Origin of the sequence: Acinetobacter sp. AG3 (assembly GCF_022343575.1) — a bacterium.
In the GTDB taxonomy this organism is placed as follows: domain Bacteria; phylum Pseudomonadota; class Gammaproteobacteria; order Pseudomonadales; family Moraxellaceae; genus Acinetobacter; species Acinetobacter guillouiae.
In genome coordinates, this window is sequence record NZ_JAKQZD010000001.1 from 2,924,255 (window position 1) to 2,937,940 (window position 13,686).

The 13,686-nt window shown below is 39.7% G+C and carries 12 protein-coding genes; 6 read left to right on the top strand and 6 right to left on the bottom strand.

Features of this window, described 5'->3' with window-relative positions; translation table 11 throughout:
* Positions 1 to 344 precede the first annotated feature (344 nt).
* The 5 genes from L3V46_RS13640 (at position 345) to L3V46_RS13660 (ending at position 5,719) form a co-directional block, all read left to right on the top strand.
* Positions 345 to 737 (top strand): DUF4440 domain-containing protein, encoded by a 393-nt coding sequence (locus L3V46_RS13640; protein ID WP_239045991.1) that lies wholly within the window; start codon positions 345 to 347, stop codon positions 735 to 737.
* A 389-nt stretch (positions 738 to 1,126) separates the two neighbouring features.
* Complete coding sequence (antA, locus tag L3V46_RS13645) at positions 1,127 to 2,542, top strand: anthranilate 1,2-dioxygenase large subunit (RefSeq protein WP_034614163.1); 1,416 nt, start codon at positions 1,127 to 1,129, stop codon at positions 2,540 to 2,542.
* Between the two features lie 2 nt (positions 2,543 to 2,544).
* Positions 2,545 to 3,036 carry an anthranilate 1,2-dioxygenase small subunit gene (gene antB, locus L3V46_RS13650; RefSeq protein ID WP_239045992.1) on the top strand — a complete coding sequence of 164 codons (492 nt, stop codon included), beginning with the start codon at positions 2,545 to 2,547 and terminating at the stop codon, positions 3,034 to 3,036.
* A gap of 11 nt (positions 3,037 to 3,047) precedes the next feature.
* Complete coding sequence (gene antC / locus L3V46_RS13655; RefSeq protein WP_239045993.1) at positions 3,048 to 4,079, top strand: anthranilate 1,2-dioxygenase electron transfer component AntC; 1,032 nt, start codon at positions 3,048 to 3,050, stop codon at positions 4,077 to 4,079.
* 581 nt (positions 4,080 to 4,660) lie between these two features.
* Positions 4,661 to 5,719, top strand: coding sequence for an AraC family transcriptional regulator (locus L3V46_RS13660; protein WP_004721620.1), 1,059 nt, complete (start codon positions 4,661 to 4,663; stop codon positions 5,717 to 5,719).
* A 117-nt stretch (positions 5,720 to 5,836) separates the two neighbouring features.
* Here L3V46_RS13660 and L3V46_RS13665 read toward each other — a convergent pair whose 3' ends face one another.
* The 5 genes from L3V46_RS13665 to L3V46_RS13685 are packed head-to-tail and all read right to left on the bottom strand — an operon-like array spanning position 5,837 to position 10,749.
* The gene (locus L3V46_RS13665) at positions 5,837 to 6,784 is read right to left on the bottom strand and encodes a transporter (protein ID WP_239045994.1); all 948 of its coding nucleotides are present in this window, start codon (positions 6,782 to 6,784) and stop codon (positions 5,837 to 5,839) included.
* A 50-nt stretch (positions 6,785 to 6,834) separates the two neighbouring features.
* Positions 6,835 to 7,365, bottom strand: coding sequence for a flavin reductase family protein (locus L3V46_RS13670; protein ID WP_035371150.1), 531 nt, complete (start codon positions 7,363 to 7,365; stop codon positions 6,835 to 6,837).
* A gap of 34 nt (positions 7,366 to 7,399) precedes the next feature.
* The gene (locus tag L3V46_RS13675) at positions 7,400 to 8,638 is read right to left on the bottom strand and encodes a styrene monooxygenase/indole monooxygenase family protein (protein ID WP_056515442.1); all 1,239 of its coding nucleotides are present in this window, start codon (positions 8,636 to 8,638) and stop codon (positions 7,400 to 7,402) included.
* 55 nt (positions 8,639 to 8,693) lie between these two features.
* Positions 8,694 to 9,485 (bottom strand): SDR family oxidoreductase, encoded by a 792-nt coding sequence (locus L3V46_RS13680; RefSeq protein ID WP_239045995.1) that lies wholly within the window; start codon positions 9,483 to 9,485, stop codon positions 8,694 to 8,696.
* Positions 9,486 to 9,501: 16 nt separating this feature from the next.
* The gene (locus L3V46_RS13685; protein WP_239045996.1) at positions 9,502 to 10,749 is read right to left on the bottom strand and encodes a dienelactone hydrolase family protein; all 1,248 of its coding nucleotides are present in this window, start codon (positions 10,747 to 10,749) and stop codon (positions 9,502 to 9,504) included.
* A 595-nt stretch (positions 10,750 to 11,344) separates the two neighbouring features.
* On the opposite strand from L3V46_RS13685, the gene L3V46_RS13690 reads away from it, so the two are divergent.
* Complete coding sequence (locus L3V46_RS13690) at positions 11,345 to 12,043, top strand: DUF1826 domain-containing protein (protein WP_239046775.1); 699 nt, start codon at positions 11,345 to 11,347, stop codon at positions 12,041 to 12,043.
* A gap of 215 nt (positions 12,044 to 12,258) precedes the next feature.
* Here L3V46_RS13690 and L3V46_RS13695 read toward each other — a convergent pair whose 3' ends face one another.
* Positions 12,259 to 13,245 (bottom strand): AraC family transcriptional regulator, encoded by a 987-nt coding sequence (locus L3V46_RS13695; protein ID WP_239045997.1) that lies wholly within the window; start codon positions 13,243 to 13,245, stop codon positions 12,259 to 12,261.
* Between the last annotated feature and the right edge of the window lie 441 nt (positions 13,246 to 13,686).

Sequence of the window (13,686 nt, forward strand, 5' to 3'; positions counted from 1 at the left end):
ATTTTTATGATTGGTATCTTTAAGAAGATGTCGCGTATTTAAGGAAATATCCATTTCCTATCCACCTTCTTGATAAAAGCTTAACCCACTATAGTTATTTTTACATGGAATTTTCCATGTTATTTTAAGTATATAGTTATACCTTTTACTTCACAATGCTCAACTCGAACAAATTTATTTTATTTAAAATACTATATATCAATAAGATACTCTGTTTTCTAAATTGTAAATTACTTTTGGGAGCATTCTCGAAACATACGCTAAAAATTTAATTTTAAAATAATATTGAATTTTACATTTATTTTTACATAATATAGAAAATACTCCCCTCATAGGAAATGGATATGCCGCTGTCAAAACAAGATGCAATTGAAAGTATACATAGCATGCACGTACTGATTGAACGTATTTTTAACGGGAAACATACAGAACAAGATCTTCCCCTACTTATTGAATATTTTTCGGATCATTTTGAGATGGTCGGCGCAGCTGGAAAGCGCTTTTCCTTAGCCGATGTCAAAGGTCTGTTTAGCAATAATCAGGGCAAGATGCCAAATCTACAGATCGAAATTTATGATGAACAAATTTTGATGCAAAGCGAACAAAGCATTGTTCTCACCTATACTGAAAAACACACTAAGGAATCAGGAATTCTAGTTCGACGTTCTTGTGCGCTGATTGAAGAAATTCAAGGAAAAATGCAGTGGAGTTATTTACAGGAAACCTTTTTACCTTAAATAGTGGTCAGTCATAATAACTCCATTATTCAATGCAACGCTTTAAGTTCAATAAGATATCAATTTAGAATATAAATGATTGAGTTGCGACTTAAAGCTGAGTCCCCCGTTTTTCGCAAACACTTTGTCCATTTTCATCCCCATCATTAAAATTTTACTTAAAAACAAAATTACGGCGAAGCTCACTTAAAAAATATTATTTATTTCAAAAGTGTACATGCTTTGATTTATAAAACTGATTCAACAATCCTATCGCAATCTCCTCAACAAAAATGTATCCAAGCATTTAATCTGCATAAAGTGGATAAACACATGGAAAATCTGGATAGAGCCCTTCTTTAAATCGCGGTTCAATCAAACAAAGGACTGATTGGATAGAGGAAGAGCCCATGACTGCACGTAACCTCGCCGAATGGCAAAATTTTGTACACAGCTGTATCGATTTTCGACCAAATGATGGTGTTTATCGGATTGCTCGCGATATGTTTACCGAACCAGAACTGTTTGATCTCGAAATGGAGCTCATTTTTGAAAAGGTCTGGATTTATGCTTGCCATGAAAGTGAAATTGCCAATAACAATGATTTCATTACAGTACAGATTGGCCGACAACCGATCATTATCAGCCGTGATGGTAAAGGCGAACTACATGCCATGGTCAATGCCTGTGAGCATCGTGGTGCAACCTTGACCCGTGTGGCCAAAGGCAATCAGTCTGTATTCACCTGCCCGTTTCATGCTTGGTGTTATAAGTCGGATGGCCGTTTAGTCAAGGTCAAAGCGCCAAATGAATATTGTGAAGATTTTGATAAATCCAGCCGTGGTTTAAAACAAGGCCGTATTGCCAGCTATCGTGGATTTGTTTTTGTCAGTCTGGATACTCAGGCTACAGATTCACTGGAAGACTTTTTAGGTGATACTAAAGTGTTTCTTGACTTGATGGTTGATCAATCACCAACAGGTGAGCTTGAAGTATTACAAGGTAAATCTGCTTATACTTTTGCAGGCAACTGGAAACTACAAAATGAAAATGGTCTGGATGGCTATCACGTTAGTACCGTGCATTATAACTATGTTTCCACCGTTCAACATCGCCAGCAAGTCAACGCAGCCAATGGCAGTGAACTCGACACACTCGATTACAGTAAATTAGGTGCGGGTGATGCCGAAACTGACGATGGCTGGTTTAGCTTTAAAAATGGGCATAGTGTGTTGTTCAGCGATATGCCAAATTCAGCAGTACGTCCTGGTTATGATGTGGTGATGCCATATCTGCTGGAAAGATTTGGGGAAAAACGCGCTAAATGGGCCATGCATCGTTTACGTAACCTCAACCTTTATCCAAGCCTGTTCTTTATGGATCAGATCAGTTCACAACTGCGTATTGTCCGCCCAGTGGCGTGGAATAAAACTGAAGTCATCAGCCAATGTATTGGTGTCAAAGGTGAATCAGCGGAGGCACGTCGTAACCGTATTCGTCAGTTTGAAGACTTTTTCAATGTATCTGGATTGGGTACACCAGATGATCTGGTGGAATTCCGCGAACAACAAAAAGGCTTTCAGGGCCGTTTAGAACGCTGGAGTGATATCTCACGCGGTTATCATCAATGGAATTATGGTCCATCACAAAACTCACAAGACCTTGGTATTGAACCGGTGATCACAGGACGTGAAATTACCCATGAAGGACTATATGTCAACCAGCATGGTCACTGGCAACGCCTGCTCCTCAATGGACTCAATAAAAAAGCACTTAAGATGCAAGAAGTCACTTTTTTAAATCAATCTGTTACGGATGAGGTGTAACCATGTCTCAAGAACTTCATTTTGCAGTTTCTCAATTTCTTTATAAAAAAGCGGAACTGTGTGATCGCTATGATTGGGATGCTTATCTCGAACTCTATGATGAAGACAGCGAATATCATATCCCACAATGGATTGATGACCATCACTACGTTGAGGATCCCAATCAAGGCTTGTCCTATATTTATTACCCCGATCGTTCAGGACTTGAAGATCGTGTGTTCCGTATCCGCACTGGAAAAGCAGCTTCTGCAATGCCTTTACCGCGCACTCAACATAATATTCACAATGTACAAGTAAAGACTCAAGAAGATGGTTTGGTCGAGGCAAAGGTAAGCTGGCGCACGCTTTATAATCGTCAGGGCCTTGAAGGATGCTTTTATGGTCATGCCACTTATTTGCTCCGTCCAACTGAAGATAGCTTCCGTATTCGTCGTCAACACAGCGTATTGCTTAATGACAAGATAGATTCGGTTCTCGATTTCTATCACGTTTAAGGAGAAATACAATGAGTCATTCTGTTGCACTCAACTTTGCCGATGGTAGAACATTTTTTATCGCGGTACAGGAAGACGAATTGCTGTTAGATGCAGCAGTTCGTCAAGGAATCCACCTCCCGCTCGATTGCCGTGAAGGTGTTTGTGGAACCTGTCAGGGGAAATGTGAAACGGGTATTTATGAACAAGAATATGTTGATGAGGATGCATTAAGCGAACGTGATTTGGCTGAACGTAAAATGCTGGCTTGCCAGACACGGGTTAAATCTAATGCCGCTTTTTATTTCGATCATAGTTCCGAAATCTGTAATGCGGGTGAGGCTTTAAAAATCACCACGGTGGTTACTGCTGTTGAATTGGTTTCAGAAACCACCGCGATCTTGCATCTGGATGCCAGTAGTTTTGACAAGGAACTGAATTTTTTACCAGGTCAATATGCACGTTTACAAATTCCAGAGACTGACGATTGGCGTTCTTATTCATTTGCCAATCGTCCCAATGCCAACAATCAACTTCAGTTTTTAATTCGTCTGCTGCCAGATGGTGTAATGAGTAATTATCTCAGAGAACGTTGTCAGATTGGACAAAGCCTGATGATGGAAGCGCCTTTAGGTAGTTTTTATCTACGTGAAGCTGAACGCCCTCTGATCTTTATTGCAGGTGGTACAGGTTTATCGGCTTTTTTAGGTATGCTCGATAATATTGCCGATCAACCAAATCAACCCTCAGTCCAACTCTATTATGGTGTCAATACAGAAGCCGATCTATGTGAACAAAAGCGTTTGATCGCCTATGCAGAAAAGATCAAAGACTTTAGTTATCATCCGATCATTTCAAGCGCCTCAGAACTATGGCAAGGAAAATCAGGCTATATCCATCAACATCTGGATAAACAACAACTTCAACAACAGTGCTTTGATATGTACTTATGTGGCCCGCCACCGATGATCGAAGCCGTCAAATCTTGGCTAGATGAGCAGTCTATCGAAGATTGTTCGATTTACAGTGAGAAATTCTTACAGAGCAATACGGTTAGAACTTAGTTTTAACAACAAAATGCGTGTCATATCTTAAGATATGACACTAACTCACAGCAGGGTTAAGCTCAAGATGATTCAAATCTTAATTGGGCAACAAAACTTATTAAATAGAGAAATCATAGAATGATTTATTGATGGAATTTGGATATTTTTTCTACGTCGTCTGAATATTTCAGTTTGGTGATATCCTGATATTTGCAATAATATGAGGTGTTTTAATATAATTATATTATTCAATAAGTTATACCATTAAAAACAACTAAAAATAAATTGATCATTTTAGTCAGATTTGCTATACATAGAGATAGATCTTAAGGAATAGGATCATATAAAGAGTACAAAGCATGATCAACGCTATCCTTTATTTTTTTTAAAATACCATGACGTTTTTATTGATTTGATCACGCCAAACTAGACTAAAAATATGTTGTATCGAGGTATTTTATTTGGTCTATTTTTTGCTTAACTCTTTATATCACTGCCAGCCACTTAAAGTTTTAAGTATTGTTTAGTGCATTTTTAATCAGGTCATCATGTGACATAAAGATTAGCTGTAATAAACAAGCCAGCCAAAAGGAATATTTATGAGTCAGGTCGATCCTACTATGGAATTCAATGGACGTCATTTACAGCAATGCCCCATTTTTTCATCACAAAACTTAGTCTTTCAGCATCAAGACTTGGGCGAAACCTGCAAAAGTGTTGGGCAAATCTTCAAACCACATCTATTAAAAATCGTACAACAACAAAACGATTTTCACTCATCCATGCACCATCTTAAAGCAGGACGATTATCCATCAGTCGTCTGGAATACAGTGCCGATGTCTATATTGAACCTGACCATTTAGAAAAATTTTATCTGATTCAAATCCCAACACAGGGATATGCAGAAATTGAAATGAATCAACAAAAATTTATTTCTTATCCACAGGTTGCCTCTCTAATTTCACCCGAACAATCGCTAAAAATGCGCTGGCATGCCAACTCACCACAGCTGATTCTCAAAATTGATAAAGATGACCTTTTACAGCACTGCCGCCAGCATCTTCCAGACGCACAGCAGCACCCTCCTATTTTTGAACCCAAGCTTGATCTTTCTACCCAAGGCGGTGCTTATTTTTTCCAATTGATGCGTACATTGATGGATGCGCTTGCTTGTGAACAGCATCCTTTGCATCACCCAATGGCATTTAAGCAATTTGAATCCAGTCTATTTAATGCCCTGATTTACGGCCAAGCCAACAGCTTATTGCATCAAATCGATCAGTACAGAGAAAAAGCCATTTCACCTTATTTTGTCAAACGTACTGAAGCCTATATGCGTGAAAATCTACACGCAAATTTAACTATTGAACAATTGGCTGAACAAGCAGGCGTAAGCGTACGTACGTTGTTTGCAGGATTTAAAAGCTTTTTAAACACCACGCCAATGTCATATTTAAAAGAGTTGCGTTTTGAACAAGCGCATATGGAACTGCTACAAAATGAGCATGTCTCAGTCACAGATGTCGCGTTTAAATGGGGCTTTAGTCATCTTGGGCGTTTTTCTCAGGAATATAAACGTCGTTATGGTGAATTACCCTCTTGTACACGCCGTAGCACCCTTGAACAGCAAGATCTTAGGTTTAAGCCGTATTCTTAAACAACCGATGATTTTTAGTTAAAGAGATTTTATTCATTATAAAAAATTAAAAAACCTATTTAGAAGTATCTAAATAGGTCAAGTATATCTGTCAGTATGTTGCCATAGCGTTTCAAATTAGAAGTGATGAATATAGCGTAATTGCAAACGAGTTCCTTCAGGACGATTTTTTGCATCCTGTTCAAAATAGGCATTTGTCACGATATGATCATGTTTAGAAAAGCTATACATCGCCCCCGGTCCAATCGCCCACACTTGTTCACGTGTGCCTGTTAATTTTTCACCCTCTACTTCCGTGTCAGTCATTTGCTTGAGCCAGTAACCATTGATCCCTAAGCGTAATTGTGGTGTAAGCGCATAGTCTGTTGCAAAATTGGCATGGATCGCTTGCCCTGCCTGAATATCATCTGCAAGACCAAAGCTATAATTTGGATCATCATTTTTAAAATTGTACAAATAGTGCAGACGTGTAGAAACCGTCCACTTTGGATTAAACCAATAAGTTGCTGCCCAGTATGGATCAAATGAGACGGCATTATTGCCCGGATTAATATTTTTATTCTGATCATATTTCCCTGTCGGTAGATTGACCTGAAATTCAAAACGTTGTACGAATTTGGGCCCATCTTTGCCCATGACTGGGTCAAACTGGATAAATGGCCCAATCATCAGATCACCAAAACCCCCTTGGGCTTTAATCGCGGCATTATTTAAACCATCATCCATATCCATTTTACTGACAAATGGAATCAGCACATTCAATCCTAACGATGCGTGTTCACCTACACGCACATTGGACAGATAACTGACTTGTTCAACAATGACTTGATAATTTAAATCAGTCTTGGGTAAAGCTAACCGATGAGCTTGATTGTCTTTTAACTTGCTCGAATCATAATTTTGCAGATATGTTTGAGAATACCACCCCGGCCCAGCAGGCAGCCCACCATCCAGAAAGCTGGTCATGCCCAGATTCACTGTCGGCAAATCATAGGCTTGTGCTGCAACCGCTGTTAAGACCACTGTTCCAGCAAGAAAACCTCTTTTGATCACATTATTTTTCATTTTCGATCCCCGAAAAAAATCACGATCAAAATTGATCGTGATTGTTGCTGTTAAATACTCAGTTCTGGATGTGCTGCAGCAATACGATACTTGCCCGCATGAAACACCAAAGGCTCACCAATACGATGTTGATAATGTTCAATCTGACCAATAAAAATCAGATGATCCCCACCTTCATATTGATTTACGTTTTTACATACCAATGTTGCCAATACATCTTCTAGTAACGGTAAACCGCGCTCACACTCACGATGTGCAATGTTGGCAAACTTATCCTCTGAACCACGAGCAAAATGCCCTGAAAGTGAGTGATGTTCTTGTGCCAGCATATGAATCGCAAAATATTCGGCCTCAGTAAAATCCAATAAACTTGGTGCAGTCTTTGACAAACTCCATAAAATCAGCGGCGGATCGAGTGATAGTGAAGAAAACGAGTTGGCTGTCATCCCAATTTTTCGTCCATCTCGTCCACGGGTTGTAATCACCGTAACCCCTGTAGCAAACTGCCCTAACAGGTTGCGGATTTCTCTTGGATTTTCCGTATCAATTGGTTTTAAATCCAGTTCCTGCGATGTGTTGATATTCATACCATTCACCTTTGACTTTGCTTCCCTATTAAGCCACTTTTTGACAGCTTTTCGATTCGATAAAACGTTGCGCCTGTTCTGGATCAAACCACCATGGAGCAAAATTGCGTGGATTATCAAAATTATTGGCAATACTCGAAGCAATGGCATGGTTCTGCTCAGCCGCCGCCAAAAGCTCAATCATGTGCGGTTGTGGTGGCAACAATAAACTGTTGGTCCAAGCCACGACTTTTTCGGCATATGCCCAATAACGTTCAAATGTCTGTTGCATCCATTCATCTGTAAATGTTTGATTGTCATGCGCTAAAATGGCATCGAAATAAATTTTGCTACACTTGGCGGCATTGTTTGAACCTTGCCCAGTGATTGGGTCGTTCACCACTAACGCATCGGCCATACCAAAAACTTTACGACCAGATGGCAGGGTTAATATCGGTTTACGCACTCCCGGTGGAAAACGTCCAGATAGATAGCCACCAGCGTCGGTTAATTCAATATTTTCACAACGTGCTGCTTCCCAAGGCACATATTTGTTTAAAATATCTTTACTCATTTGCAAATGCTGTTCTGGTGTTTTTGCATCTTGCCAGCAATCCATCGGCCCACCGGGAATGCCTTCAAACACCATAATTTCACAAGCACCTGTAACTGTAAGCGCAGGAAAACAGAAATATTCACCCACTTCTGGAATCACGTTAAAAGTCACACGAGAATACGGCGACATTTGCTTCATACCTGTTACATAGGTCAAAGCAAGCGCGCGTTGTGGCTTATCAAAACAACTACGCGCTTCATCACGCTCGAACTGTTTAACCACTTCCCCCTTACCTGCGGCCAGTAAGACCAGCTCATATTCAGCAGTGAGCTGTTCCAGTTCATCTATTCCAACATCTTGAATAATCAACTGACCACCACGACGCTCAAACATTTCCATCCAGTACGGCATCTTGACGCGCTGATCTACCGATTGTGCATAACGCTCCAATCGCGCACTCCATGCAAAGGCAGGCTGTTTTGTTTCTGGGTTGACCAGTGTAAATCCAATCCCTTCAACCGCTGGACATTGCTCTTCCCAAAAATTAAGTCCAACATCACGCTCTGTTTGCAAGGCCGTGTGAAACATACACTGACTCGACATGACCTTGCCCTGACGAATTTCATCACCAGTACGGTTGGTGACAATCGTCACCTCATAACCTGTGTCTAATAATCCTAAACCGAGCTGCAATCCAGATTGACCCGCTCCTACTATAGCTATACGACGCATCATGGTTCTCCCATATTTTTTAATTCATTGAGTGTTTTAAATGTTTGATTTGCTATCACGCTTCATCAGCTAAACGTGGAATAGCTGGTTGATTCCCTTCAGGCCCCATGACGGAGTAACCACCATCGACGGCATAGTCTGCGCCTGTCACAAAACTTGCGGCTGGCGAGAGTAAAAACAGCACCACATTGGCCACCTCTTCGGGATGACCTAGACGTCCCAGTAAATGGTAGTCAGCTGCTACGGCATCAGCTTTGCTTCGGTTATTGCCACTGACATCGGCAATCACCCGTGACCATGTCCAACCAGGTGATACCGAATTAACCCGCACCCCATCTGCTGCAAAATCCATTGCCATGGACTGGGTGAGTTGTCGCATCGCTGCTTTTGAAACGGGATAAAGCCAGCGTCCTGTTTGCGCAAATTTGGCAGAGATCGAGGTGAAATTGACTATCGCACCATGCTTGGTTTTTAAATCCTCATAAAACGCACGGGTCAATTCGACTGCCGAAAGCAGATTAATATTCAATGCTTGTAACCAGTCTTCACGTGAGGATTTAAAGCCATCATCCAGATAGGTACAGGCCAGATTGACCAAGTAATCAACTTTGCCAAAGCTGTCGTTAATTGTTTTCACTGCGTTTAAAATCGCCACATCACTGCTTAAATCAGTTTGAATAAATTGCGCCTGCCCGTGCATGGCATCTGCCACTTGCTGCCCTTGTTGGTCAATATCCAGAATAATGACTTTTGCACCTGCATCGACCAATGCTTGAACCACGGCCTGACCAATCAGGGTTGCGCCGCCACTGACCACAGCGATTTTCTGATTCAATTGAATATCCATAATCCACTCCTGATAGTTAAAACGATTTGCCTTCGCTGCTTGACCAAGACGGCATGAGGGTATTGGATGGCAGATCTTCATCCAGTAGTTTTTGAGCAGTTTCTACACCAGCAACAGGTAGTCCTTTAGGATTGAGTAATCCAATTTGAACCAGAACGGATGCCTGATCCCAGTAGATATGTTCATGGCAGAGTTTTGGGCCACGGAACTGAATCACACCCAACATTGGAATCTCAACATACTTTCCTGTTGGCGCGACACCCGGCAGTAACCAGTCAATTTCACTGTCATGGGTAAAACTCATAATGAATTCATCCACCACCTGTGTTGAGCCGACAGTGCGTGAGATCGACGTGATCTTCATATCTTTTGGATTTTGATGAACGAAGTGATATTGATAAAAGCGGGCAAGTTGGCTATATCCCACACCGCCTGTCAATGTTGGAATATGATTAACATAGGGTTGTGCTACCATGGTTGCCATAGTGGCAGGTACATCGCGTGTATCAAATTCATAACGGATATGCGCTTCCCAAAGTGCAACCAAATCATAGACTGGTCCGATACTTTGATGCAGTGCGGTAATACTGCGTTCATGAGCAAAACGTGCGGAAGGTTTGTGATAATGTTCGCTGTTTGGTCGGGCAAAGGCATGATCTACACCCTCATAGACATAAGCCTGAACATTGCTATATTGGGCGGCAGCATTCAATATCTTTTGGCGTGCCTCTGGCGGTGTAAACTTGTCTAATTCAGCAATATGTAAAACTACTCGCCCTTGGGCATTTTCAAGTTCATCGAGTGTCTTCTCGATTCCTACCCCGTAATACCCCACAGCACAGGCCACTTCAGGAATACGACAACCTGCCAGATACGCCAGTTTTCCACCCAGACAATATCCGACGACACCCAATCCAGCACTGGCATCGCAACTCTCTAAAGCTTTGAGAAAATTCAAGCTATCTTGAATATCTTCGACACCTTGATCTTCATCATAGTGTTGATAAAGCTCGAAGGCTTTTTGAAAATCTTGCTCGGTATAACCCAGTTCAATGCGAGGTGCAGTACGCCAGAATAAATCTGGTACCAATACGGTATAACCTTCCTCAGCCAAAAAATCAGCCTTGATACGCATTGCTGCATTCACACCAAAAATTTCCTGACACAGTACAATTCCAGGCCCTTTTCCGCCTTCTGCAATTGCCAAATACCCAGCAAATGACTTCCCTGTTTGTGTTTTTACTTCAATATATTGACCTGACATTTCATCCACTCCCGACCTAACCGTTAGCGTTATCATGTCTGTGAAAGGTATTTAACGTCTGTCCAAAATCTGCGAGGATTATCCAATCAGTGCGGAATACTGTGAAAGATGAAAATTCAATGCATAAAATTTATTTTAGAAATCATTAGATCTTTTTCATAAAAAAAAATGAGTATATTGAGCGAATCATTTTGATATTGAAATTGCCTTTGGGCTGAGGCGAGGATGAGAGGGCTTTTATGTTGAATTATGGTTTTAATAAGGACTTATGATAGAAGCCGATTGCCACTTTTTATAAATATGTTGGCACCGACTATTCTGAACAACACTATCTTAAACAAGATTTTGCTCACCACATCAGTAAGCCATAGTTAAATAAGTAAACCTGCAATTTTGCAAAAGTTCTCAATTGAACTCATTATTAAAACCAACTCTCTCAGCAATACATTGCAACAATACCCTGTTGTTCAGTAAGCTATGTCTAACGCTACATGTAATGCACGCTTCTGTGCGATTCGTCCCAACTTCTATAAAGCTGATTCCACCAAGCTGAGTGAATATATTAGACATGGTTTCTGATTTATTAAATTCTAATATGCAGCCTGCATTTTCTGACAACAATCAAGTTCGTGTTGTAACGACTTTCTCTGAACTTGTAAATACGACATTTCATGGCGAGATAAATGCCATTTGTTGGAACAGAGATTTGCTGGGTGATTTTAAAGAAATTGTGTCTAAACTTGAGTTAAAAGAAAATATTACCGAAGTTTCCACTGCAGATCTTTTAGCACTACAACTTTCAGAAAAAGGCATTTTGGCAAGAGATATCATCTTAAGGGATATGCAGCTTCTAACTGATTTCGGTGCATCACCTTCACTGAACTTACTTAAACATTATGAACGGGATCAAGATCTGGATTTCATTTCTACAGATGTATATTCATATCATGTTGATCGTTCGCCCATTGAAACAGATACTTTTTTATGTACCTATCATGGCGCTGCCAGTGACATCATCTCCAATGATCAAGTGGAACAAAAGATTTTGATCCCAGAAATCAGGGAACAGCTTAAAGCATTACATGACGGTCCTGAAGCAGAATTTGAAACCTTTCTGCAAGAGTATTTTTTTGATCTGCATTACCAGCCGAAACCCAACTCAGAACCTGTAAATTTAGGCTCAGGACATCTTTGGCGCTTAGCGGTAGATCATCCAACACAACAGGTTTTACCTTGCGTTCATCGAGCACCCGTTGAAAAGGATGGCGAGTATAGGTTGTTGTTAATTTGTTAGATCATGACCCAATACAGCGAATAAATAGAGAAAAATTGCCTCTTGATATGACAAGTTTAAAACGGATGATCAAAGCACGTGCTTGTAAATAATGCTGTGTAATTCCATTTTAAAATAATCAACGACTCGCACTTTAAGCAAGAGACTAAAGTAGTTTATTAAACGCTTTCCCATTTTGGAAAGAATCAGGTTAAAAGCGCGAATATATTCACAGATTATATTTTTACTCGATTCTTGGTTTCACTTGGATTCTCTCCAAATTCTTCACGATATTCATGTGAAAAACGGCCCAAGTGATTAAATCCCCAATCAAAAGCTAATTTTGAAATGGAAATATTTTTATCCATAGAGGTACTTAAAGTCTTATAAACTTGTTGTAAACGATATCTACGTAAAAAAGTCAAAGGACTTGTTCCATAGTACTGTTGAAATTCAGCATATAATTTAGACTTTGATACGCCAGCTAATCTTAACAGATCTTCTGCACGAATCTCTTCATGGGCATACTTCTGAATATAGTCGCACACCTTACGTAAGTATTCTGGCGCTTGTTGATCAGATAAGGATCTTAACAAGCTCGAATAATTATTTTCTTGCGAGAGTAATAAAGCTTTAATCAGAAAATTTTCATAATCCTCTGACCAAAGTTGTAAGCCCTGCATACTTTTGTATTGAGATCGAAGCAACAAAAAATGATCAATATTTTGCCACCACATCCCGATACCCTGATCAATTTTCAAACTCATTTCAGGATTAAAAACCACGGGTTCTTCAACAGACTGACGTAGTAATTCGCCTAACACCTTCTGCATACTTTTTTCAGGAATAACCACTTGATATTTTTTACAATCTTTATCAATCGCTAAATCTTGTAAATCTGCATTAGATAAAATTAGGCCTTTATCAGCACTGGAAATATAATTGGTGCCATTGATTGCTAAAGTCTGCTTACCTTGAATCGGCAAGCTAATACTATATGCCCTTAAATTAGACGTGTTAATCAGTACATTTGCGCCATAGCTGATCTTACCGATCGCCATACGCTTGTGGGGTAATCGAATCCCTTCATAATGAAAATCTAAGACATTTCGACCGCATGTATCTAAGTAATGCTCCCCACATATTGAGGACATTAAACTGTGTGCAAATTCTGCCTGACGGGAATAGTGATTTAGATCCATCTCTTGGCTTAGTGATAACATATTCTTTTCACCTAGCTAACGCTCAATACTTGTTAAGGGGGCAAATTACGTGCCAATTCCTTCACTTAAAATATTAAGCTATGTCCATTCATAAACAATTTACAAAATCAATTTTGTATCTTTCTTTATAACAAATTTAATTGAGAACTTATATACTATTTGAGTATGAAATTATTACTAAAATAAGTCCCCTTGCAAAAATTCTCCAGCATTTTAAAATCTGACTACAACGTAAAAAATATTATTTTTTTTAGCTTGTGATTAAAAATATAAGCATAGATATTAAGATATCCAAAAAACCAGAATTCCCATCATCTATATTGTTTATTTAAGCTATCTTCAACATAATGAAAAATTATGAGGCTATTGACTCTAATTCACCTTAACTTGTAGCGATACTCAATATAACCTGCAATACTTATCATTATTTATTAAAGCTTA